General features: G+C 45.9%; 12 protein-coding genes and 1 pseudogene. 7 read left to right on the top strand and 6 right to left on the bottom strand.

All coding sequences use genetic code 11. The annotated features are described in order from the left end of the window. Positions 1 to 2 precede the first annotated feature (2 nt). The 6 genes from cheR (at position 3) to BA1DRAFT_RS23395 (ending at position 4,659) form a co-directional block, all read left to right on the top strand. On the top strand, positions 3 to 899 hold the full coding sequence (gene cheR, locus BA1DRAFT_RS02240; protein ID WP_036775777.1) for a protein-glutamate O-methyltransferase CheR: 897 nt from the start codon (positions 3 to 5) through the stop codon (positions 897 to 899). Next, on the top strand, positions 892 to 1,944 hold the full coding sequence (locus tag BA1DRAFT_RS02235) for a protein-glutamate methylesterase/protein-glutamine glutaminase (RefSeq protein WP_036775775.1): 1,053 nt from the start codon (positions 892 to 894) through the stop codon (positions 1,942 to 1,944). The genes cheR and BA1DRAFT_RS02235 overlap by 8 nt, the downstream gene beginning before the upstream one ends. 194 nt (positions 1,945 to 2,138) lie before the next feature. Beyond that, a complete protein-coding gene (cheY, locus tag BA1DRAFT_RS02230; RefSeq protein WP_036775774.1) occupies positions 2,139 to 2,528 on the top strand; it encodes a chemotaxis response regulator CheY in 390 nt (129 codons plus the stop codon). A 9-nt stretch (positions 2,529 to 2,537) separates the two neighbouring features. Next, positions 2,538 to 3,188: a protein phosphatase CheZ gene (gene cheZ, locus BA1DRAFT_RS02225; protein WP_036775773.1), complete on the top strand. Its 651-nt coding sequence runs from the start codon at positions 2,538 to 2,540 to the stop codon at positions 3,186 to 3,188. A gap of 462 nt (positions 3,189 to 3,650) precedes the next feature. After that, positions 3,651 to 4,436 carry a class I SAM-dependent methyltransferase gene (locus BA1DRAFT_RS02220; protein ID WP_036775772.1) on the top strand — a complete coding sequence of 262 codons (786 nt, stop codon included), beginning with the start codon at positions 3,651 to 3,653 and terminating at the stop codon, positions 4,434 to 4,436. Between the two features lie 64 nt (positions 4,437 to 4,500). After that, entirely contained in the window at positions 4,501 to 4,659 is a 159-nt protein-coding gene (locus BA1DRAFT_RS23395; RefSeq protein ID WP_160169976.1) for a hypothetical protein, read from the top strand. A gap of 136 nt (positions 4,660 to 4,795) precedes the next feature. Here BA1DRAFT_RS23395 and BA1DRAFT_RS02215 read toward each other — a convergent pair whose 3' ends face one another. The 5 genes from BA1DRAFT_RS02215 to BA1DRAFT_RS02195 form a co-directional block, all read right to left on the bottom strand. After that, a complete protein-coding gene (locus BA1DRAFT_RS02215) occupies positions 4,796 to 5,155 on the bottom strand; it encodes a nuclear transport factor 2 family protein (protein ID WP_036775771.1) in 360 nt (119 codons plus the stop codon). Between the two features lie 51 nt (positions 5,156 to 5,206). Continuing rightward, positions 5,207 to 8,407 carry a non-ribosomal peptide synthetase gene (locus tag BA1DRAFT_RS02210; RefSeq protein WP_036775770.1) on the bottom strand — a complete coding sequence of 1,067 codons (3,201 nt, stop codon included), beginning with the start codon at positions 8,405 to 8,407 and terminating at the stop codon, positions 5,207 to 5,209. Between the two features lie 29 nt (positions 8,408 to 8,436). Next, on the bottom strand, positions 8,437 to 9,702 hold the full coding sequence (locus BA1DRAFT_RS02205) for a tetracycline resistance MFS efflux pump (RefSeq protein WP_036775768.1): 1,266 nt from the start codon (positions 9,700 to 9,702) through the stop codon (positions 8,437 to 8,439). Then, on the bottom strand, positions 9,699 to 22,202 hold the full coding sequence (locus tag BA1DRAFT_RS02200; protein ID WP_235200943.1) for a hybrid non-ribosomal peptide synthetase/type I polyketide synthase: 12,504 nt from the start codon (positions 22,200 to 22,202) through the stop codon (positions 9,699 to 9,701). The genes BA1DRAFT_RS02205 and BA1DRAFT_RS02200 overlap by 4 nt, the downstream gene beginning before the upstream one ends. A gap of 93 nt (positions 22,203 to 22,295) precedes the next feature. Beyond that, a complete protein-coding gene (locus tag BA1DRAFT_RS02195; protein WP_036775767.1) occupies positions 22,296 to 23,114 on the bottom strand; it encodes a 2OG-Fe dioxygenase family protein in 819 nt (272 codons plus the stop codon). Positions 23,115 to 23,851: 737 nt separating this feature from the next. Between BA1DRAFT_RS02195 and BA1DRAFT_RS21605 the strand changes: the two are divergent. Next, positions 23,852 to 23,962 (top strand): annotated as a pseudogene (locus BA1DRAFT_RS21605) (transposase); the annotation flags it as partial. Positions 23,963 to 24,111: 149 nt separating this feature from the next. Here BA1DRAFT_RS21605 and BA1DRAFT_RS02190 read toward each other — a convergent pair. Then, positions 24,112 to 25,518 carry a carbohydrate porin gene (locus tag BA1DRAFT_RS02190; protein WP_036775765.1) on the bottom strand — a complete coding sequence of 469 codons (1,407 nt, stop codon included), beginning with the start codon at positions 25,516 to 25,518 and terminating at the stop codon, positions 24,112 to 24,114. Between the last annotated feature and the right edge of the window lie 616 nt (positions 25,519 to 26,134).

Here is a 26,134-nt window from a genome sequence, read left to right as displayed (position 1 = left end):
AGATGAAATCAAATTTAATTGCTTCAGCGACAAGTAATTTGCCACCTTCGCCACTGAATCACATGATTCAGCGTTATACCATGTCGGATGCGCATTTTGAGCGCATCTGCCAGCTTATATATCAACGTGCGGGTATTGTGCTGGCCGCACATAAACGGGAGATGGTTTACAACCGTTTAATTCGGCGTTTGCGTACCCTTGGAATACGTGATTTTGGGCAATACTTGTTCATTCTTGAAAACGACATCAATAGTGAGAGTGAGGAGTGGCAGGAATTTATCAATGCGTTGACAACTAACCTGACGGCTTTTTTCAGGGAAGCTCATCATTTTCCTCTGTTAGCTAAACATGCAAGTAAGAAGAGTGGATCGTATCGAGTATGGAGTGCGGCGGCATCGACAGGAGAAGAGCCCTATTCGATTGCCATGACGCTAAGCGATGTATTGGGGGAGCGTTTTCATCGGGTAAAAGTTATTGCCAGTGATATTGATACCCATGTACTGGAAAAAGCCCGCAAAGGGGTTTATCGATTGGATGAATTGCGTCAACTGACCGATCAACAGAGAAAGCGTTACTTTTTTAAAGGTATTGGCTCTTATGAAGGTTATGCTCGTGTCCGGCCCCAATTGGCTGACATGGTGACATTCCAGCATCTAAACCTGTTAGATCCTAATTGGCCGTTTGAAGAGAAGTTTGATGCCATCTTTTGCCGTAATGTTATGATTTATTTTGATAAAAAGACGCAGGAACGGATACTGCGTCATTTTGTTGCTTTGTTAAAACCCGATGGATTGCTCTTTGCAGGGCATTCTGAAAATGTCACTCAAATAAGCCGGGAATTCTACTTGCAAGGACAGACCGTTTACGGTGTAGGCCGGGCAAGGAGAGGTCATGAATAAAATAACTGTTCTTTGTGTCGATGATTCAGCGCTGATGCGTCAAATCATGCGAGAGATCATCAATAGCCACCCAGATATGGAGGTAGTGGCTTGTGCGCCAGATCCACTGGTGGCACGTGATCTGATTAAAAAGCATAACCCGCAGGTACTCACACTGGATGTTGAAATGCCGCGTATGGATGGCATTGATTTTCTAGAAAAATTAATGCGTTTACGGCCAATGCCGGTGGTGATGATCTCTTCTCTGACAGCCAAAGGCTCTGAAATCACATTAAGGGCATTGGAACTTGGTGCTGTTGATTTTGTAACCAAACCTCAATTGGGTATTCGTGAAGGCATGCTGGCTTACAGTGAACTTATTGCGGAGAAAATACGGACAGCCGCACAGGCTAAACTGTCTGTGCCAATAACTACGCCGATAAGTTCTGCTCCATTAAGTTTTAAACCTTTGTTATCCAGTGAAAAACTGATAGCAGTAGGGGCTTCTACTGGCGGAACGGAAGCAATAAAGAATTTGTTGCAACCGTTACCTGTCACCAGCCCGGCACTGCTCATTACTCAACATATGCCACCCGGTTTTACTCGTTCTTTTGCTGAACGGCTGAATAAACTTAGCCAAATTACCGTCAAAGAGGCTGAAAATGGTGAACGGATTTTACCGGGGCACGCCTACATTGCTCCGGGTGATCGCCATATGGAACTGTGCCGTAATGGCGCTGATTATCAGGTTCTGATTACCGATGCACCGGCGGTTAATCGTCATCGTCCGTCTGTAGATGTGTTGTTCCGATCAGTGGCTAAATTTGCCGGCAGAAATGCTGTTGGCGTGTTACTAACCGGCATGGGCAGCGATGGCGCGGCAGGTTTACTGGAGATGAAGCAAGCGGGAGCGTACACATTGGCGCAGGATGAAGCAAGTTGCGTGGTATTTGGTATGCCAAGAGCGGCAATACAGATGGGGGCTGTGGATGAGGTGATGGATATACTCAAAATGAGCAAGAGAATGCTGGCAAAAATAAGCTCGGGGCAAGCTGTCCGTATTTAACGGCTGTCGGATATACACTAAAGATTTCAAGATGCATCGCGACGGCAAGGGAGCGAATCCCCGGGAGCATAGATAACTATGTGACCGGGGTGAGCGAGTGCAGCCAACAAAGAGGCAACTTGAAAGATGACGGGTATAAATTTAATTTTTTAAGCGGCTCTGCGCTGATTGATAAATAATTTCAAGGAGTTTTTATGGCGAATAAGGATCTGAAATTTTTGGTGGTTGATGATTTTTCAACCATGCGTCGCATTGTTCGTAACCTTTTAAAAGAGTTGGGCTTTAATAATGTAGAAGAAGCTCAAGATGGGGCTGAAGCCCTGGCTAAAATTCGTTCATCCCAATTTGACTTTATTATTTCTGATTGGAATATGCCCAATATGGATGGTTTAGAGTTGCTAAAAGTCATTCGAGAAGATGCACAATTGGCTAAGATACCGGTTTTGATGGTGACAGCAGAAGCGAAGAAAGAAAATATCATTGCTGCCGCACAAGCTGGGGCCAGTGGTTACGTTGTTAAACCTTTTACCGCAGCTACTCTGGAAGAAAAGCTCAATAAAATATTTGAAAAACTGGGCCTCTAAGGAGACATAATGAGTGTAAATCCAGTCATGCCAAGGGATGAGACCATTAGCGCCAGTGAAATTATCAGTCGTATCGGTCAGCTTACGCGCATGTTGCGTGATAGTTTACGTGAGTTGGGATTGGATAAAACTATTGCTCAGGCGGCTGAGGCAATACCTGATGCAAGGGAACGTTTGGACTATGTTGTGCAGATGACAGCGCAAGCGGCGGAAAGGGCGCTTAATTGCGTTGAAGCGGCGCAACCTCGTCAGAATGAGTTAGAGTCATCGGCAATATCACTGAAAAAACGTTGGGATGAGTGGTTTGAAAACCCAGTTGAGATGCCTGTGGCACGTTCATTGGTTATGGATACCCGGAATTACCTCAATACGGTACCTGAACATACCGCATTCACTAACGCTCAACTGCTAGAGATCATGATGGCGCAAGATTTTCAGGATCTTACCGGTCAGGTTATTAAGCGGATGATGGATGTTATTCAGGAAATAGAAAAACAGTTAGTGATGGTATTAATGGAAAACATGCCGGCTGATCAAGTGATAAAAACCAAGAAAGAGACAGACAGTTTGCTAAATGGTCCGCAGGTGAATCAAAATGGCGTGGGTGTTATCGCTAATCAGGCTCAAGTTGATGATCTACTGGATAGCTTAGGTTTCTGAATAAACGTGGCAGGGGTAAACCTGCCACTCAGGATTAAAGATTTTCTGGAAATTGTTGACCACTACATAATAGAGACCGGATAACTTTCATCGTCAGACGGTGGGTTATGTGTCCAACGATATCTGCCTCCAAAAGTGCGCAGATGTACCGCAATTTTGCCCTTCCTTTCAGGCCACGGGAGTTTTCGTTCGCCACCCGATGTGTAATTCTTGCAGCCAATGGATCATAGATAATAACGTGTTATCGATTGGATTGAGCGGGGTCGCATTTTTGTTTGATGATGAGAATAGCTTCACCTCTATTCATAACATTGACAGCTTACAATATTTCTTAATCTATATGGTGGAAGTTCCCGATTGTACAAGTATTGGAGTAACCTCTCATTTTTCTCACAAGCGTTACACTTAATTTAATCAATTGCCCTAAAACCCATCACCAATAGAGAAGTAGCAGAGGATAATATGACACAGCATAAAGAAAAATTTGATGGTTTGGCTAAAGATTATGATCGCTACCGCCCTCGTTACCCGCAGGCACTTTTCCGTGAAATTTGCCATTGGCTGCCTAAAGACAGGGCATTGTCTGTTGTCGATATTGGTGCCGGAACCGGCATTGCTCTCGAAGGGCTGGCAAATCTGCTTGGTCAGCAACACCACTACACTGCCATTGATATTTCGCAGGATATGATCGACACCGGTAAACAGAAATTGACGTGGGTCAGTTGGTTACATGGCAGCGCTGAACAGCATCTCGCCAATGTGGGTAATCCCGCTCTGGTCATGGCAGCACAATCTTTTCAATGGATGGATCGGACAACGGTATTAAATCTGGTCAGAAACAGTCTGGCAGATAATGGCATCATAGCGATCCTGCAAAATAACCGAGATTACCGACATAGTGAATTCTTGAGTGAGTATGAAAATCTGCTGGAGGAATTAAGCCCTAACTATAGCCGTCACTATCGGGATTTTGATTATGCGCAGGAATTGAATACTGCATTCCTGCATGAAAATGCCCTCCATATTACACTCAATACCTGCTGGAGTATGCCTATTCCCGGCGAAGCATTTATCGGGATGAGTCGTTCATCGACTCAAGTGCAACGTGCTTTAGCTGCCCACGGTGAGTTATTTATCGGAAGATTAAAAATGCTGGTGGATAAATATCAATTTGAGGGAAAATTGGCAATTTTATATGAAAGCCAATTGTTTATGGTTGTTAAGCAGGTTAATTCTGGAAATGAATAATGTCAGAAATAGCGATCAGCTTCTTTATACCAACTGAGGAAAATATCAAGGGAATATTGGCACTTTGCAAGACGTTTATCTGCCATTTGTGGTTGATTTTATGCCGACAGCACTGAATGAAACGCCTGTCAGTATTATGGAGAAGTTAATTTATTGGAAAATTGCTAAATATGGTAATCAGGTTGTTGCCATCCATGTCGTTACATATGGCAACTATTACTAAAGGTGAAACAGCTTATTATAGCCACCGTTTCACCTTCTCCTTGGAAGCTGACTAATAAAACAAGAGCGTAGCGATAATATCTAAACCAAATACAACATCCAAAAAGCACCAAGTTTTTATTACAGCGATATCCTGCTTAATGAGGTACTTCAAATTTAAAGTAATCGCTGAGGAGGGTTATTTTATCGCCCATAATTTCGATTAATGTCACGCCCATATTGCTGTAAATATCACTATTTTTACGACGTCCTTCATTTTCCCAAATAACACAAGCCTGGTTATTATTAGCAATAAAACCAGTTTGCTTAAAATGTAAATATTCAAAATTTGAGAAAAGTTTCTTGAGAAAAATAAGCGACATCTTTTTACCTATCATTGGAGGAATACCCGGATAATAAAGTGAAATATCTTCGGAAAAAATATTATCCAGTCGTTTAAGGTCATACTGATTCATTGAGCTAAGAAGTTCTGCGGTTAACTCATCTATTCGGTTCATTATGTTTTGTCCTCTGTTTTATTTATTTGCCAGCATAATCGCGTTAAAAATTTAGCTCTGGCTGATTACTTCATTTTCCTGCTGCAAAGCGTTCAATCGTTGCACCAGTTGGCTGACCTTCGGTGCGTTAAATAGATCGCGCAACGTTATTTCAACGCCGAAGTCACTACGCACTCTTGCTATTACCCGCATCGCAACCAAAGATTCGCCGCCAAGCTCAAAGAAATTATCCTCTGGAGAGATATTTTCTAATCCCAATAATTCGGCAAATAGTCGACAAAGCGAGAGTTCCTGTGGGCTGGAGGAGCCACTTTCATTGACTGCCGCACTGTTCCACATGGGTTTCGGCAACGCCTTTCGGTCTAACTTTCCGTTAATGGTCAACGGGAAGTGATCAAGTTGCACTATAGCCGCTGGAATCATCGCTTCGGGCAAGCGTGTGGCTAGACTGGAGCGTATTGACTGCGGTTCAAGGGTAATACCTTGATGAGCAATGACATAACCCACCAACCGCTTCTGTTGACCTTCATCTTCACGCACAATGACTTCGGATTGTACGATATCAGGGTGTGCATTCAGTGCTGCCGCTACTTCGCCCAATTCAATACGAAATCCGCGGATTTTAACTTGATCGTCAGTGCGGCCAAGGAAGTCCAGTACCCCATCCCGACGCAATCTTGCCAAGTCACCAGTGCGATACATGCGCGCATCTGTGCCGACAAAAGGATCAGCTATAAAGCGTTCAGCAGTGAGTTCAGGACGATTCAGATAACCACGTGCTACTCCCGCGCCGCCCACGTATATCTCACCTACAAAACCTATCGGAACCGGGCACTGATCCTCATCAAGAATATAAATACTGAGATCATCAATAGGTTCACCAATAAGGCTTGAAGCAGGCTGCGCAATGACTTCACGTGAAAGAGGGAAATAGGTCACATGTACAGTGGTTTCAGTAATACCATACATGTTTATCAATTGAGGTGCGTTATCATCGTGTCTTTGATACCACTCCTCCAAGATATGGGCATTCAACGCTTCTCCGCCAAAAATCACCATGCGCAGCGCCAAACTCTGCCCAAGATTAGGGGCTTCGCGATCAGCATGGATCAGCGCCTGAAACGCTGAGGGTGTTTGGTTTAACACCGTCACTCTTTCGCTAACCAAAAGCTGCAAAAAATCTGTAGGTGAACGGCTGACTTCCCAAGGGACAATCACCAGTCTTCCGCCATTCAACAACGCTCCCCAACACTCCCAGACAGCAAAATCAAAAGCATAGGAGTGAAACATTGTCCAACAATCAGTTTCAGAGAAATTAAACCAGCGTTGGGTACTTTGTAGTAAACGCATCACATTATGATGAGTCACTACTACGCCTTTGGGGACACCGGTGGAGCCAGAGGTGTAAATGATATAAGCAGGATGTGCTGAAATCAGCGGTTGCAAGCGCTCTTTGTCAGACAGATCAGCAACACTCTGCATTTCCAGATGGGCGATCAACTCGGGATCATCTAGCGATAACATGGGGGTATGGGTTGTCAGGCGTTGCGCAATTTCACTGATGGTGATCACACAAGCGGGTTCAGCATCGCCAATCATAAAATCAAGACGACTTTGCGGATAATCCGCTTCAACTGGCACGTAAGCAGCACCAGCCTTAATGATGGCCAGCAGTGCCACCATCATCTCAATAGAACGTGGTAAGCAGACCATAACACGCTGTTCCGGGCCTATTTGTTGAGACACCAGATAGCGTGCCAGTTGGTTAGCACGTTGGTTCAATACCGTATAATTCACATTTTCCTGTTGATAAGTCAGCGCCGTACTATCTGGCGTGACAATTACTTGTTGTTCAAAGCGCGAGGTCAGTGTTTCCTCATTATTTGATTCTGTGCGCCGTACAGGTAATAGGCTGTCTCCTATGTGCCAATCTGGCAATGTCAGTTCACCAATGGGGCGTGATATATCCGCCAGCAATTCAGTGATGAAATGCTGAAAAAGAGATTTTTGCAGGTTAATATCGTGGGGAGTGTAGAGGTTATCATTGGTATCGAGCGTAAACTGCAAATTGCCGCCTTCGTCATGATAATAAATGGTCACAGAGAGGTCTTCTACCGGCCCACTGGACAAATTTTTAGTACGCCCAAAATTACCCACAAAGCTCACATTGCTGTTGAACAGCATCACATTAATATTCTGCGCAAACAAGCGGGGAGCAGAACCATTTCGTTGTAAATCACGATAGATATCTTCAGAGCGATACTGCTGATGTTTGAGCAACTGGCGGATTTCCTGGCTGACCTGCTTACTAATGTCGCCTATGGAATGAGCGGGATCTATTGTCAGGCGCAGAGGTAATACATTGGATATCATACCTGGAATACTACGTAACGCACGCCCTGAACGCGCAGTGACTGGCATACCTAAAGTAATATCCTGCTTATCGGTCATACGAGAAATCCAGGAAGCAACGATAGCAACAATAATTTGCGCCATACTACTTCCACTCTCTTCGCTCAGAGTACGCAGAATATCATTGACCTTGGCCGGGATTTCACATTGGGTGCAACTGAATGAACCCAGGTCGGCAAACTGACCGGGTTTCGCCCCCACGGCAAGGCTCTGTGGCTCACTTCGGCCAGCCATATACTGTAACCACCACTGGCGGTCATGTTGAAAATTTTCCGAGCGGCGGTATTCTTCATCAAAAGCCAACAGATCGCTCAGAGGTCCAAAAGGATTTTTCAGCTCATCAGCGCCAGTAAATTTCTGGGTATACAGTTCAGCAAGTCGCTGAATCAGCAGCGTAGTACCAAAAGCATCACTCGCCAGATGATGGACACGAATAAACAAAAAGTAGTGTTCATCACTGATTTTTAGCAGCGCAAAACCAAACAATGGCCCCTGTGTTAACTCCATCGGCCGCACCAATTCAGCCTTCATCCAGATTTCAGCTTCTGTTAATGCATCCACATGGTTAGATAGATCAATAAGTGGGCAGCTCCATTGCAGATTAGTAACGATCTGTTGCTGTGGTCCTTGTGGGTGCTGTACAACCACCACTCGTAAACACTCAGCTTCATCTATCAACTGAGACAATGCCGTGTTAAGTGTCTCAATATCGATAGCGCCTGAAATATCAATATAACAACCTGTGTTATAAATTCCTGCGCTTACATTTAATTGTTCAGCCAGCCAAATTTCCTGCTGTGCTGCGGTCAGGGGGTAATAGGTTCCTTGATATTGTTTCATAATTAATCCTCAACAGGCTGGTGATCTTTTTATTTATACAAATCGCGTAATTTAATGTCTGCCTGAGAACCACGTAGCAAAATTAATATGGCGCAAAAGCAAACAATGGCAGCAATAACAAAGGGAAGCCCTTGGAAATAGAGAGGTTGTCCCTGACGAGCTGAAAAATGCAGCAATAATGCCCCCAACAGCGGTGAAACGGTGATAGCCAGACCCAACATACAGTTCTGCGCTCCCAGATACTCCCCTTGTCGCTCGTTGCCTGCACGCAACGAAATCAAAGCACGAAGCGTTGAGTCGCTGATCAACGCCAGTGCATGCAAAGCAATTGCCCCCGCAACAATAAGGGGGGATACGGCCAGGCTATAAGCGATAAACGCCAACATATAGAGTCCGTAACCGATGATCGCCGTGCGGTATTCGTTACAGCGCGCCACGAACATTTTTAGCAACCAAGTTTGCGTTATGATGATCCCGATGCCGAGTCCGGTGAGAGCCAGACCGTTTTCACGTGGTCCCCAGCCCAAACGTATTTCATTGAGTAAGACAAAACAGGCCAGAAAAATACCGTAAACCACCATGCCAAGAGCCGAAGCATAAACCAATCGTCTCAGTACCCCATCCGTCGCCAGTAGTTTCAAGCTGCCCACAGGATTGGCCCGGCGCCAGTCGAACGAACGCCTGTTCTCTTTGGTCAGACTTTCGTTCAGAACAAACATGGCGGCAATAGCGTTCACTGCTGCCAGTGAGCCAGCAATTACAAACGGAAGGCGAGGTGTAATCATGCCTAATAACCCACCAAAGGCAGGCCCGGCAACCATGCCGAAGCCGAGAACACCACTGACCAGACCGAAACGCGCGGCTCGCTGTGCTTCTGGCGTAACATCTGCTACGTAAGCCGATGCGGCGGAAGTACTGGCGGCGGTGGCGCCTGAAAGAAATATACCGGCCACCAGCCATCCCAGCGACGGTGCGGTCGCCACCAGCGTATAGCTCAACGCTGTTCCAAACAGTGTTGCAAGCAGTACCGGTCGCCGCCCCCAGGCGTCACTAAGCGTTCCTAACAGTGGGGCGAAAAGGAACTGTGCAAAAGCATATAGTGAGACAAATAACCCGATTAACGGCACACCCGCTTCCGGTGGTTGTGGGGCAACCTCCCGCAATAGATCGGGTAAAACGGGAAGGACAATCCCGATACCCAGAGCATCTACAGCCAATGTCATTAGGATGACGGCCAATCGGCGTTTATGCTGGCGGTTTTCAGGACGGTGAACCGTTGGGGAGGAATCACTCATACCTGTCCTCCTTTTATTATTGATGGAAAGTGATGAATTATTGCTTGCGATACATGTGCGACGTGCTCTTCCATCAGACAGCTATAATGATTCCCCGGCACTTCTGCGATACGAATGGGAAGAGTGGAGAACTTCTCCCAACCCCAGCCATTGGTCTCCCGGATCTCCGGCACAACAACCCCTTTCGGTAAGGGTTCTAGCGCTTTGACTAACAGCATAGGAATTGGCAACTGTACCGGTATTGGACGATATTTCGGTGACATATCCGACGCAGCCCGATAGACATTGAATAATCCGCTAATCGAGCTCATATCATTCTGTGCATGAATCAACGAAAAACGTTTTAGCTGCTCTTGGATATAGCTCAGTAACGCCTCACGTGGTAATGCATGCATTGAGTCGTCGTCCAGGCTGTCGATCATTTCCAGGCGGTCAGTGTAGTAAGCAAAAATACCAAGAATAACTTTGGCGATATCAGCATCTTCCTGATACGGAACCGGTGCGTAGGGTGGTGCGGCAGAGTCGAGTAACACCAGAGAACCGATGCTTTCTCCCTCAGCATGAAGCTGCCGAGCCATTTCATAAGCCACTTTGCCGCCCAATGAATGACCACCGATATGATATGGCCCTTGCTTCTGTACCGAGCGCAAACAGGCAATGTAATGCGTTGCTATCTCTTCCACCGATTGGTGCGGCGCAGTTTTTCCATCAAGCCCCAAATACTGCATACCAATAAATGGCAATTCTCGTGGTAACGCCGCGGCCAGGGGCATAAATTGGGTAACATTGCCGCCCATACCCGGCACACAAAAGAAGGGAGAATAATTGCCATTACCGCCGTGATTAATAGGCACCAGGCAGTAGCGGATATGGGCATTCTCGGGAGCCTGGCTCTTTTTATCGTCAGATAGTGAACGGACAACACGTGCCATTGTCGGCTGTTCAAGAAACTCCGCCAGCGTCAGACAGTGTTGGAAATGATCACGTAAACGGGAGATCATCTGCGTTGCCAACAGTGAATGACCACCCAATTCGAAGAAATCATCTTCCAAATGAATAGTCTCTTCACCCAGTAGCTCATACCACAATTGACGAACCGCTTCCTCTGGGCTGGCAGAATCAGATATCGCCGATGAATTCTGTAATTGTGGGCGCCGAACAGTAGTAAATTTACTGACAACGATCTGTGCTTCCATTCCGGCGATAGCCAGATCGAAAATAGCGCAGCCCTCTTGATTACTGAGACCAATCACACTTTCTTTACGGCGGGCAGCATAATCCACGGCCATTCCTACTTCTGACCAGGTATCCCAGTTAACTGACGTTACCGGTATAGCCTGCTGTCGCCAGTAGTGCGCCACAGCATCAAGATAACGGTTCGCCGCCGCGTAGTCTGCCTGACCAATTCCCCCTACCAATGAGGCAAGTGAAGAGCACAACAAAACAAAGTCGAGAGAGTCCTGACTAATCGCCGTCATCAGTTGTTGTGTACCACTGACTTTTGCCGCCATCACGTGCCGCCAGTTCTGCGACGTGCCATGTTCCAGCAACCCACTGGCTTCAATACCCGCTGAATGAATCACGCCATTGATAGCACCAAATTTTGCTCGCATCTGTGCCAGTGCGTCATTTAATGCTGCACTGTCAGCAACATCAGCACGCAACATCATGATTTCAGCACCAGATTTCCGTAACGCATCAAATAAAGCTTCACTTGTCGCGTTAGTTTCCCGGCGGCTCAAAATACCGAGTTTAACCTTACTGCATTTATCGCTGATGTGACGCGCCAGTAACTGGCCGATCCCCCCCAGTCCACCAGTAATCAGGTAAACACCGCCATCCCGCAGAATTTGCCGACGAGGTATCTCATCAAGCTCAGTAAATGTCTGTAATTCACGCTCACCTTGTTTAAGCGTAATGCTAGTAACCGGAATTCCTTCTGCTGCTTCTTCCGGTTGCATATCCGTATACAGTTCCGTAATCAGCGATTGATATGTAGCAAAAGTGTCATCATCTAGATCGATATGACGTGCAGAATACCCCGGATACTCGGCTGCCAATATTCCCAGCAAGCCAAGTGCAGGTGCGGCATTACAGGCTTCCAGCACTCTGGCTGCCTGTAGACCACGGGAAAGCAGGGTAATATTAAAAGCTTTGTGATGACCGGTAAGCGCTTTAATCGCAGCCGCCAGTTGTTCAAACGCAGCCTCTGGTTGAGAAATCACTGCCGCAGTCCAGCACCAGATAATACGTTCTGGCAGCACTTGTTGCTGTATCAGACAATCTATCAGTCGTTGATAATCTTCGGGTTGATCCTTACGCAAACTAAAGCGGTAGGTACTCTGTTGCAGAAACTCATTAGCATCTTCAACAACGATACTACCGGGCGCTGCCGCTTGCCATAAATCACTCAGCTCAGCGGCTTGGGCGCCAAAAATTAGCCACGGCGCACGATTTTGTTTCGCTTCGCCCAGCGGCTTCGGCAACCATCGAGGGTGACGACACCATTGGGCTACATTCGCCTCACGTGCTGGCTGGCGTGGTAAGGAATTGAACTGGCGTAAATTGTAACCGTGAATTTCAACCAGTACTTGCTGGCAATTCTGACTCTCATCCCAACTAAATAGCGTTATGTCATAAGTCCGAGGCGCCGTCTCAACCGCCAGGCTGTAAAATTCGGCGCATAATGGCTGATGCAGCGTCAGTGAACCATAATGGAACGGTATTGAAGCATCGCCCGGCAACAGACAGGCATGTAAGAACACTGTGCCTAAATCGAGCAAAGCCGGATGTAATGCAATATCAGGCAAATCATCAATAAATGCCGGATTGAGTCGCAACTGCGCCAACGCACAGTGATCACCCATCCACACACCAGCAATACATTGCCAGCGCGGTCCATAGTCAGCAAATGCTTGATTGAAACGCTCCGACGCCTCTGCAACTTCTTCAAGCTGCAAATTCCGACGTAACTCATAAGGTGAGGTAATCTCTGCTGGTGGAACGCATACGGCAGTAACATTGCCGTTTGCATGGAGTTGCCACATGTCATCACCATCACCGCAAGACTCCAGCGTAAAGGCAAAGCTGCGATCAATGGCGGTCAAACTGATGCGTATCTGACGCTCAACACCTGACGGTAGTACCAAAGGTGAGGGGAAGTAAACTTCACTGAAAGTAGCTGTGCCGCTGGGTTGCAATTCGTGAAAAGCACGACGCACTAATTCCAGGCAACCTGTGCCCGGTAAGACACCTTGTCCTTCGAAAATGCGATGTTCATCAATAAACCAGACATTATCATCTAGCTTACAAGTAAACTGTGTGACTCCCTCTTTATCTGATGATTGTGTGAAAGTCGGTACTCTTCTCCGCCGTGTATTTATGACAGCGGCTGATGTAGTGGCAGGATGTTCCAACCAGAGATGTTGTCGTTGGAAGGGGTACGCTGGCAGCATAACCCGATGTAATTTATGTGAATGACCAAATGCAGTCCAATCGATAGCAACTCCTTGTTGCCACAACTGCCCGATGGTATTGAGCAGCACCTCTTCATCCGGTTTTTGTTGGTGAGTACGGCGCATTGTGGTCAGTATCTGGGCCTGGCCTGTTTGCTGTAGATGTTTCAGCATACTGGTCAGCGCACTCCCCGGACCCACTTCAAGTAGGATTGGATTGTCATAATGGTTCAGCAACGTAAGAATACCATCATAGAAGCGTACCGGCCGACGCAGATGATCTCCCCAATAACCAGAATTATCGCGATCCTGTTCACTGAACCAACTGCCGCTGATATTGGATATCATTGGAATAGTACTGGATTGTAGCGTGAAGCCTGCGCTGAATTCCCGCATCTGTTGCGCGGCATCATCCATCAATGAACTATGAAATGCATGTGATGTCGTTAGTCGTCGGCAAGAAATATCTGCCTTGTTGCATTGTTCTTCCAGTACCGCAATATTGTCATGACTGCCAGTTATCACGCATTGTTCAGGCCCGTTGATCGCCGCAAATTCACATTCTGGCGCCAGTGAAACTATGCGTTCAGATGATGCCAGTACCGCCAGCATCGCCCCAGTGGGTTGACGTTGCATGATTGCAGCTCGATTTGCTACCAATGCCAGTGCATCTTCCAGTTCGAGCATGCCTCCTACACAGGCCGCAACCAGTTCACCGAGGCTATGGCCAATCATTGCTTGAGGTGTAATACCCCAAGCTTGTAACTGGCGGGCCAGAGCATACTCAACAGTGAACAGGGCAGGCTGGGTATAACGTGTAGCATTTAACCGACTGATAGCATTGTCACGTTCCGATTGAGGATAAATTAACTGCCTGATATCCAGTTTGATGTGTGGCTGTAGCAGTTCGGCGCAGCGATCAAATTGCTGGCGGAATACACCATCACGCAGATAGAGCGACTGGCCCATTTCAATAGACTGACTGCCTTGTCCCGGAAACATAAAAATCACCGGCCGATGCTGTTGTTTGCGACTAACCGTCTGCGGCGATAGCCGGTGTAGTTGATTGATTAATTGCTCCCGATCTTTTCCCATCACAAAAGCACGCTCACTGAAAGCGCTGCGTCCTTGCTGCAAAGTCCCGGCAATATCCGCTAATGGCTCATGACAGGTAGTCAGTGCTACTGCCAGGCGTTCCCCTTGCTGAATCAACGCTTGCGGCGTTTTCGCTGAAATCGGCAACAGATGCCAGCGCTCGTTATCTAATATACGGTCATCTTGCTGACGCGGAGCTTCTTCCAGAATAAGATGCGCATTCGTGCCGCCAATGCCGAAAGAACTTACACCGGCACGACGTGGCTTACTGGTTTGCGGCCACGGGCATGCGGTATTGATCACGGAAAACGGAGTCTGTTCGAAGTGGATTGCAGGATTGGGTTGATGATAGTGAATACTTGGCGGCAAAGTCTGGTGACGCAGCGCTAACACGGTTTTGATGACTCCCGCGATACCGGCAGCCGCATCAATATGTCCTATATTTCCTTTTACAGAACCTATTGCACAACTCCCTACAGGCAACACTTCACCATCAGATAGTTCCAGGAAAGCCTGAGTCAGTGCACGCACTTCTATCGGATCGCCTAAAGAGGTCGCCGTACCATGTGCTTCGATATAACTGATGCTGGCAGGCGATACCCCAGCATTACGCAGCGCGTCTTTAATCACTGAAGATTGGCCGTCAATACTTGGTGCCGTGTAACTCACCTTTTGTGCGCCATCATTATTGACAGCCGAACCTTTAATTACCGCATGGATGGTATCGCCATCAGCCAAAGCGGCGGACAGACGTTTCAGTAATATTATCCCACCGCCACTGCCGCTGGCTGTACCGTTGGCCGCAGCATCAAATGGTCGGCAGAGGCCGTCTGGAGACATAATTCCACCACTGACATGGACAAAGCCAACCTGTTGCGGATCGAGTGCTACAGCGCCTGCCAATGCCATGTCACATTCACCGCGTCGCAAGCTTTCGCAGGCAAAGTGAATAGCGGTGAGTGATGACGAACAGGCGGTGCCAATACTGACAGCCGGTCCACTAAGGTTCAGCTTGTAAGCAGTACGTGTAGCGATAAAATCCTTGTCATTACCTATTTGCCACTGACCGGGGTCGAGGTGCATTCGGTCTTTATTTGGCATGACGTTTTCCAGCAGGTAATAATTGAAGCCACTGCTACCAAAGACGCCCACTGAACGCGGTGTACTATCATTGCCATAGCCAGATAATTCCAGCGTTTCCCATGCCATTTCAAGAAACAACCGCTGTTGTGGGTCCATCACCTGGGCTTCACGTGATGAATAACCAAAGAAACGTGCATCAAACTCCGCACAACCCTCCAGTAAACGTGCGCGTTTGACAAATTGTGGGTGATTTAACAGCGTTGGATCGGCGCCACGCTGTAACAATTCCTCGTCAGACAACTCTACACTGGCATCATAACCCGCCAGTAATTGCTGCCAAAAAGCGTCGAGATCTGGTGCTTGTGGGAAACGGCCAGTCATACCAATAATCGCAATAGCATTGCTATCCTGAGTTGGAACATTCAACATTGGTGTTGTTGTCTTTTCAGTGACTATCTGCGGTGTGACTGCAACAGGTGTTTTTTGCTGCGATAGCGTGTCCAGTAGTTGAGCCTGTTGTCGAATGGTGGGATGAGCGAAAATATCGGTTACAGATAAGCCGCCACCAAACGTCTCATTCAATTGCTGGAATAGCGCCATAACCCGTAGGGAGTGGCCGCCAGCATCGAAAAAGTTTTCGTCATAATCGATCTCATCTCTCTCCAGCAGTTCACGCCAGATAGCCTCAACGCGACTCAGTGATGACACAACTTTGGTTGGCACAGGAGAAGATTGATGCTGACCGGCACGTGTCAGTTTCATTTCAGCCAACGCTTTCAGATCGACTTTTCCCGTAATGCCGGTAGGCAGTGCATCAAGAAAGAACAACGCTGTCGGCACCATCACTTCACTAACTTGTCGGCGTAATGCGTTCAGGATCTCACTGCGGCTGGTTTCGCCAACAATGTATCCCGCCAACTCTTTATTCCCTTGGTTATCGGTGATCGCCAGCGCCTCGGCCTGACGTACACCCGGTAACGCACTTAGGGCGGCACGTACAGCATTCAGTTCAATTCGATGACCCCGGATTTTTACCTGACGGTCAACCCGACCAACAAACTCTAGTGCGCCATCCATGCGTTGGCGCACAATGTCGCCAGTACGGTACATGCGAGCCTTTAATTGTGGTGCAAAGCTATCGGGTAAAAACACCTCAGCGGTTTTTTCATCCATACCCAAATAGCCCTGTGCAACACAGGTTCCCGCTAAATAAAGTTCACCCATTTCCCCCGGCGCCACGGGCTTTCTCTGTTCATCAAGCAGATAGAAGCGAACATCGCCCATTGGACGCAGCACCAGATTTTGTCCTGCGGCATGATAATCGGTAAGGGATACCACAATCGCACATTCAGTAGGGCCGTATCCATTCATCAGCCTGCGCCCTACAGACCAGCGCTGGGCGACTTCGGGCATACAAGGCTCACCAGTTACGATAAGCACCTGGAGATGAGGCAACGGTACTAACGGCACTATCGCCAACGCGGAAGGGACAATCCACATATGCGTAATCTGTTTATGTGCCAGCCACTCTGTTAGCTCACTGCCAGGCAACAGTTGCTGTTTCTTACCGAAGACTACGCAAGCACCGGTTGCAAGTGCTGGAAATATTTCTCCCAACATCACATCAAACACAGGAGAAGAGTACTGCACTATGCGAGAAGAAGGTTCAAGCCTCAGTTCATCACGGATTGCCAGAATGTTATGGCAGGCACTGCGGTGGGAGACAGCAACACCTTTCGGTTTACCCGTCGATCCAGAAGTGTAAATAACGTAAGCGCAGTCATCCGGCTGACAGATCGCCGCCATAGCCATATAAGGTACATTGGCTATATCTAACTCATCGATATCAATTGCCGCCAGACCAAGATGCTGGCACAGAGGCGCGGTTTCATTTCGGCACAATATCGCTTTTATTTCTGCATTATCAATCACATATCGATTTGCTGGTTCGGCATTGTCAGGAGCCAGCGGCACAAACACCGCACCAATCCGGTTAATTGCCAGCATTGCCGTGACATTATGTGGATGATGTCCCATCAGAATGCCAACTCGATCACCACGGCCTGCACCTGCTTGTTGTAGTTGCTGCGCCACATATGCCGTTAATATATCAAGCTGCTGATAACTCAGACTCAATTCATCACTTTCCAGCGCCACATGTTCGCCATACTGTGACAGGCTCTGCTGAAACAACTGAAACAGTCCTTGTGGCTTATCAACAACAAGTTCTGATTGGGCACTACTGCCAGAATTACCCGTCAACAAATCAGCCAATGTCATATCTGGTTTTTCAATAACTTGTGGCAACATCGCCAACAAACACTCACTCATTCGCTCCAGAGTGACAGCAGATAACATCCCCGGCATGGACATAAAGTGAGCGTAAACCTGACCATTCATACGGTTAATCGCCAGCTCCAAATCAATTTTGGCGCGATAGTCCCCCAATTCGACGTCTGAACCCTTCATATCCCCGAATGTTGCATCGTTTGGTTGATCCAGTTCACAGGAAAAAATGGTTTGGAAAACAGGATTTTTACCCGCCACGCGAGGTAAATTAAGTGCTTGTACCAAATAGTCGAATGGCAAATCACGATTTTCAAGAATGTCGAGACTAACCTGTCGCGTGTGCATCAGTAGTTGCTGAAAAGTTTGCAACTCACGGCTATTAATACGTACCGGTAAAGTATTAGCAAAGTAGCCAATCAGCGCATCCCATGCAGGTATGGTGCGCAGCGACACCGGTGTGCCGACGATAAGATCTTGTTCACCACTTTGCTGACGCAACAGGAGGGCAAACAAACTCAACCAGACCATAAACGGTGTACAGTTTTGCTCACGAGCCAGTTTCTCTACGCCTTCAACATACACGTGGGGAATAACACAACTTATTGCCGCCGCTTCGTCAGTTGGTGCAGCCATATCATTCAGTAGCAGAGTAGTTGGCGCATCCGCCAATTGTTGACGCCAGAAATGAATCTGTTGCTGTACCGCAGGATCAGTCAGTCGAGTGCGCTGCCAGCTAATGAAATGCCCATAGTTTGCTTCCAACACGGGTAGCATAGGTGCTTTACCGGCCAGACGTGCCTGATAGCAGTGCCGTAACTCATCAAAAAGTATTGCCAGCGAGCGACCATCGGAAATTATGTGATGCAGAGTAATACAAAGCACGTGCTCTTGCGGGGACAACGTAAACAGTATCGCACGGATGAGCGGTCCATTGGCGAGATCGAAACTTGCCATCATTTCTTCCCGCAACTTCGATGCCAGCGCAGACTCACCGCCGGAGATATTCTGCTGGCGCAGGGTTAGCGTTAATTCAGATGCAACCTGATGACTAGGTTCAAAACTGGATGTTCCATCCGGTCCGTTTACTTTGCTGACTTGACTGGAGAATGTGGTACGCAATACATCATGACGTTGTACTACATCATTCAGCGCCTGCATTAACGCACTAAAATGCAGATTACCATGCAGACGCCATGTGACAGGAACGTGGTAACTGCAATCATCCGGCCGTTGCATCGTAATCAACCACAAACTGCGCTGACCGAATGAGAGTAAATCACTGGCCTGCGAAACGTGCTGCACAGCAACACTCTGTTTCGTGCCGCTCTTTTCAATACCGTCTTTTTCAACGCCGTCCTTTTCAATACTATCTTTTTCAATACTGTCCAGTAACGAGGCCAATCCGGCGATAGTTGGATGATTGAAAATAGTGGAAAGCTTAAGCTGAACACCAAATGTCTTATTGATTTGTGTAATCAGATTGGCAGCAATTAATGAATTGCCACCACAATAGAAGAAATTATCTTCCGTACCGATGACCTGAACCCCTAATGCCGTTTTCCATAATGCCAGCAATTGTTCTTCACGGGCGTTAGCTGGTTCTGTCATAGATTCCTGATTTTCTGGCAGCGAAAAATCTGGAACCTGCAAGCGCTTACGATCAACCTTCCCGTTGGGGGTGGTTGGTAATTTATCGAGAAATACGAAAGCACGCGGCATCATATGGCCGGGCAGCCGTAGGGACAAATAACCACGTAACGTGTCAGTATCAGCGGATGACACAACATAGGCGACTAACACTTTATTGTTTGTACTGTCATTACAGGCGACAACCGCACACTGGCGCACATCGGCGTGCTCCAGTAATGCACTCTCCACCTCGCCTAATTCGACGCGAAAACCGCGAATTTTAACCTGATGATCACTGCGCCCCATGAAATCAATAGTGCCGTCAGCCAGGAAACAGCAAATATCTGAGGTGCGATAGAATCGCGTACTGCTATTGTTATTGTCTTTGTCTGCTACAAAACGGCCCTGGCTATCGAATTTGCCGGTGATAAATTTCTCTGCCGTGAGTTGAGGATTATTGAGATATCCTTTTGCTACGGTGACACCAGCAATCAACAATTCACCACTGACGCCGATTGGCACCTGTTGCAGGTGTTCATCGACAATGAACAATTCACAGCTAGCCAATGGTCTACCCAATGGAATGACTCGCCCGGCTGCCAATGGATGTGTTTCCGGGTCAAAAACAGTGCTGTCAATGGTGGCTTCCGTCACACCGTAAGAACCGAGAATACGTGCATTGGGGCGGCACAGCGCTTGCGCTGCATGCAGCTCATGACCGAACCAGACATCAGCCCCACACACCAGTGTTGATAATCCATCCAGACGTTGCCCATTATCCTGACAGAATTGAATTAATTGACGCAGTACCACAGGAGGAAAATCACCGAAGGTCACGCCTTCGTGCATCATTAAGCGGTGCATTTCAGGGGCATCCAGCAACCACTCACGCGGACACATAACCAAGCATCCACCACAGCCTAGAGTACGACTGAAATCCCCTATACTGAGATCGAAAATCGGTGCGGCAAGTTGTAGTGATATCGGCTCACCGGGTTGGGTGAAACGATAGTCACGACACCAGGCATGGTACGATGCATGCAGACTACCGTGGCTTACCTCCACCCCTTTTGGATTACCCGTTGAACCAGAAGTGTAAATAACATAGGCGGAATCACTCTCCTGAACCGGCCAAATTGGTTGCGCTTCCGGTAGCACTGGTTGACGAAACAGCCCATCAACTTCTAGCACAGTGGCACGAAAATCAGCTAAACCAACAGCATCTTGTTCACTGGTGAGGATCAGTACTGGCTGTGCATCATTTATCTTATCGGCAAAGCGAGGATCAGAGGGGGATAACGGTACGTAAACCGCACCGGCAGAGAGAATTGCGTAAAAAGAGATGACAATTTCTGGCCGGTAGCTCATAAATACTGCAACCCGGCTACCCGGTTCAACGCCACACTGGCGCATCTTCGCGAGCAGACATTGCGCGTACTTGTCCAGTTGAGCATAGGTGAAACGTTGATTACGCCAAACAATAGCTTGTGCATCTGGATTATTACGCACTTGTGACTTAATGCGTTCAGCTATCGAAATAAATTCCAATACCGGCAGAGGTTCTGTCGGCCGGGAGAAGCGAGCCAATGTCTCCAGCTCTTCTGGCGGCAACATGCTACATTTGGCGACAGAACATTCAGGTTCACTTAACAATGCATCCAACAATGTCTCATAGTGATTCACCATGCGAATAATGGTGAGGTTATCAAACAAATCGGTATCAAACTCAACCAGACAAAGTAGTGAATTTGGAGATTCTTCTATCGATAACGTCAAATCATATTTTGCAGTACCAGAATGGATAAATTGTACTTCTGTTTCTAACCCTTCCAGTTGCAATGCTTGTCCCGGACTCTTCAAATAATCAAACATAATCTGAAAAACAGGGGCATGGCTCAGAGAACGCAGGGGCTGTACTACATCGACAATCTCATCAAACGGCAAATCAGCATGTTCATATGCATCAAGCAATATATCGCGCGCTTGGACTAATAGATCACTGAAACTTATCCCTTCGTTAAAGCGAAAACGCAACGGTAACAAATTGATAAAAAAGCCAAGGCGGACATGTTCATCAACGTTGTGACGATTCGCAAATGGACTGCCAATAACGATGTCGTCATCGTGTGAATAGCGATTCAGCAATACTGCAAAAGCGGAAATTGCCACCATATAAGGTGTTAATCCATAACGTTGGCAGATTTTAGAAATACGTCTAACGAGAGATAAAGGCAGTGACTTTTGATATACCGTGCCACATCCCTGTTGTTCCAATAACCGTGGCCGATCTGTAGGTAATTTATGTAGTTCAGGCAATTCCGATAACTGTTTTCCCCAATAGCTGCGTAAGCGTTGCCGACGAGCGCTATTCATATGAATATCTGTTATAGAATCACTGACATGCGGGTAGGTAATCGGTGCCAAATTAGGTTGTTGACCTGCTTTATACCGGTTATAAGCATAGTTAAAATCATTAAGAAAAACGTGAGTAGACCAATCATCAAATACAATGTGGTGAAGAGTAAATATCAACTGATGATCGTTCTCTTGTCGCCGAAGCAATAAACAACGAAAAGGCAAATCACTGCTGAGATTAAAACAATATCTGACTTCGCTATCACAGATTGACTGTATTTTGGTTTCGCGCTCTTCCGGGGAATAATAGCTGAGATCACTGATACGTAATTCAGGCCGCTGCGGATTCAATGTTATCTGCAATTCTCCATTGAGAACATGAAATTGTGAACGTAATACCGGATGACGCTCAATCATAAAAATAATAGTTTGTTCAAGCGCTTCCCTATCTAACGTACCACGTAAACGTAGCGAAAATGGCACGTTATATAATGCTGAGTCCATATTTCCTTGGCTAATAAGCCATAGCCTGCGTTGAGCGGGTGTTGGTAATAAGAATGGAATATTTGATAAGGTGTTTGAATAATTACTCACAAAATTTTTCCTAAGATAAAAAGGTTCTTGCAGCTTAGTGATTGCCGTAAAAACTATCACCCTTGATTGCCATCCGCTTTCATAGCAAAAGCGCTACTGGGGACGCCTGTCACTCTGTTCGAGTGGAGTGAAATCAATCAGAATGATAGTACGGACTCCAACACTGGCGTTTTCATCGCAAATTACGGGATTGATGTAATGACAAATCGCTGCATCATCAATGATGTAGCTATCAAGAGGATCATTAAGGAGAAAGCGAGTTATTTCATGAGCAGGTACTGCTTCAAGTTGGCAATTGGTATAAGAGGGTGGCGCGATATGCGTTGCACCGCCTTCGACATTGTAACGTTCAATCAAATGTACAGCGGTGAACGGCTGACCGTCACGATGGAAACAGTTAGGCGTAATTTTTGCCGGTTTACCCGGTAGTGCCTGCATTCGGATCAGATGTACACCACATAGCAAATGGGAATAATGCTCTGCCATGCCGGTTAGACTCAGATCGTGCCAAATGAGTTTATTAAGTAGTCCTTTATTAAGTATCTCGTCAGACATGCGCAGGAATTTGCGTACCACACCACCAAATTCAGGCTGATATTCACTTCCCTGATGATAATCAATCTCTACGCTACCATCAGGCTGCGGATAACCTGTTTTCCAATCAATAGTTTCTGTTTCCCAGCTCCATATTCCTTCACAATAACTGCGGTGACGACCGCCTTCACCAAATCGATCTAACGGCAGTGACTTCGATAATTCACAGAGAGAGATAAGATCAATTTTTTCACTGTCAGAAAGGTCAAGATCGGCAGCATTGAAAGTGGCAAAACCTTGTTGGTGCAAGCTATTGCGGATATGTGCGGCGGTAAGATGGTAACTATCTGGTGCATTAGTAAATATATTCCAGCCCATTGTAATATCTCTTTATTAGGGTGAACTAAAATGACATCGTATTGAATTAATTACGATATCTTAGGGAGAATCAGTTACATCAAAAAATTATTTAGTTATATTTTATGATCTTGAAAAAACACCTATAAATAAGAATATCGAAGTTCCGCATAGTTCAGTGCAACAACATTGCCATGCTTTTTTTCGATCTACAAAATCAATTAATCAATTTCTGACAAATCAGATAGTAAAGAATATTACTAGATAAATGAGAGAGATAATTTTAAATAAATAGGCCATTAGACAAACCTACTAATTATAATAACTGTTTTTTGAGTGAATTAATGACCTCAATAGTATTGTCTTTCTTGCCGGATGAAACAATAGCATCCTCCGACAATACTTTGACATTCATCTTTCCTTTATCATCCCTAGCTAGCAGCGCATAAGGATTAGTAAAGTCAATTTTTTTATCTAAATTCTTAATTGATCATTTCATGACTCGCAAATTCTAACCCATTATTAAAAATCATTATTTTAACCCTTTTTTCGTGGGTAAAACGCCTTCACTGTAGCTTCCGCCAATCACATAAACAGCTCAACAATAAAAATATTTTCACTAAAATTTAATTAGAAAATAGATCGCAAAGTATACAATGTCAACTTGGGTTTTTATTTTTAATTTGGCAAAAAAATTTTACATATAAAGAGGCATCAGAATATTAAATTTAATTGATTTTAAATCTAGTATATTATCAACCGCTTTTATTGATTCGACCAAAATTACCGTTTGTTACAACCTCTATATTCCCCGTCATCGAGTATTTGAGAGAGTTGCGCAGCGAGGAAAAACGAGTATGGGCTGGTTTTTATGATTTTTTAAACGAAACCGAGGTTAATTAAGACAAAGTGCCGGAAAAAAAACAGCACTTTGTCAATGAGTTGAAGAAAGTCCGTAGAGCGGGTTTTCTTCCTTAAAGAAGTTTACAGATCTGTGGGTTTTTCCACAGGACCCGAATTAGAATAAATATTTAAATCTTGCGCGTGCGCCGTAGCGTCGGTCATTATTACTGTTGGCAATTTTGTTGTTATCATTCGCCTCCAGCATGGAGACATAGGCGCCAAGATAGAGATTAAAGTTCTTCATATTCATAATACTAGGAATCTGATATGACATATGGATGGTATTTATATCGTATTTACCCGGTTCGCTGAATGGATGATTAATACGCGCGGTCATATTGTCGGTATTGAACGTTTCGATATTGTTGTGGGCATAGATATAACCCAGTTCGAAACGATGCCACATCACATTAATTCCGGTCGTGAAATTGTGTTCATCTGAGGCATCCAGATAGGCGGTATTCAGGTTAGCGACAATGCCATCATCAGGATTAGTTTCCAGACCGTTCCAACTGAGTGTCAGGCCGTAACCATTGCGTCTGGATTGATCGACCCATTGCCCTTGGTTATTCTGGTAGCCATAGGCGTTATTGACGATATTACTTTCCATTGCTACGGCTGCACTAAATTGATCTTTTTTCCAGGCTGCTACCGGGCGCAAATAGGCGACATTTTTTTTATTTTCCAATGTATTGCCGTGGTAGGTGCTATCTCGGAATAGCGAAGTGCCATCTTCAAGTAAAGTATTGAGTTCGAAATACCAATTGCCGACATATTTGCTCAACATCAAGTTGCCGCCGCTGTTACTGCGGCCACGTCCTTCTTTCATCATGTAGATATAGCCGAAACCATCGGCATACAAATCGTTGGCGGTATTACCAGAATACTGAATAAAAGTGTCTTGGTTGAGTGGGAACATATCGTAAGCTTCGAAACGCCCGATTTTTACCTGCCAGTTTTTCTCATTGCCGAAGAAGAAAGCGGCGTCGTCGAGATTCATTTTGCCGGTCATGTCTGCCAACGGTTGCACTCGAAAGCCGGCAAAATTGTTGTTTTGATCGCGGCGGTAACCGTCCAGCCCGACCAAAATGCGGCCATTAACATTCCAACGTTCTTTGTCGCCAGGTTTCCAGTCTTTATTACCGTTGGTTTTAAGTGAGGTAAGCTGACCGGTTCGGCTGGCGCCGTCGAGGTTGAATTCCACATCGCCGTACAATTTTAGAGCGCCAAAATCATTCATTTTCAAGTTGCTGGTTGATAAAGCTTTGTTTTCCAGCGAAGTGGTACTTTGTGCTACTTGAGTAGCCTGTTGTTTGGTCTCGATAGCGTGCTGTTCCAGTCGCTGTGCGCGTTGCTCCGCGATTGTAGCTCGTGCTTCCGCTTGGGCGGCTCGTTGTTCTGCTTGTTGTAGTCGCTGCTCGAGTGCATCAAGACGTGCTTCGATGCTGTTAGCAGGTGAAGCAAGGGCAGAAGTTGCAAACATCAATCCTGGTGTGACAATCAAATAGCGAAGATTTTTCATGGTACTCTACCCTTTTGGGATATTGGTTATTATATCGTAGTTAAATTATCAAGCTGGTTTTCTAGATTAAAAGATAATTGAGTTGGTTGGCAGATCGCAATCAAGTCTACTTACCGGATAAAGCTATTGTGATCGAATACGCAAATTCGGTAGAAAGATAAGTAACGGTGGGATGAATGTTCACCACTGGGTGTTCTGGTTTGAGCTTGCAAGATCGACAGGAATGATTGGCATGGTGAAAGTGGTGGAGTTGTTTATCTATGTTAAACAAGAGGACTATCAAAGCCGTTGTTATTTAAAAATGAGAAAGAGTTTTTGAAGTGGAAATAATCGCATGAATTAATCATTTTACAAAGTGTGAAAATGATATTTCTTTATTATCATTTTTTTAATTTATTATTTGAATGATTGATAATATATTCAAAGGGTTATGAAATATATTTTTATATGTTGATATCCTACTAATTGCATTATAATATCAGCGCTGTTTGGGATGATAAATTCATAATAATCATATAGTTAAATTTTTTGGTGCCCTTTTTGTGATCATTCCCGCATTACTACAATTTTTTTTATGATAAAACATAGGAGATAATAAGCTAAATTTTAATAAAAT

Source organism: Photorhabdus aegyptia (assembly GCF_000612035.1).
Taxonomy (GTDB): Bacteria; Pseudomonadota; Gammaproteobacteria; order Enterobacterales; family Enterobacteriaceae; genus Photorhabdus; species Photorhabdus akhurstii.
Note: the sequence above shows the minus strand (reverse complement) of the source record. Positions and strands in the feature narration are given on the sequence as shown.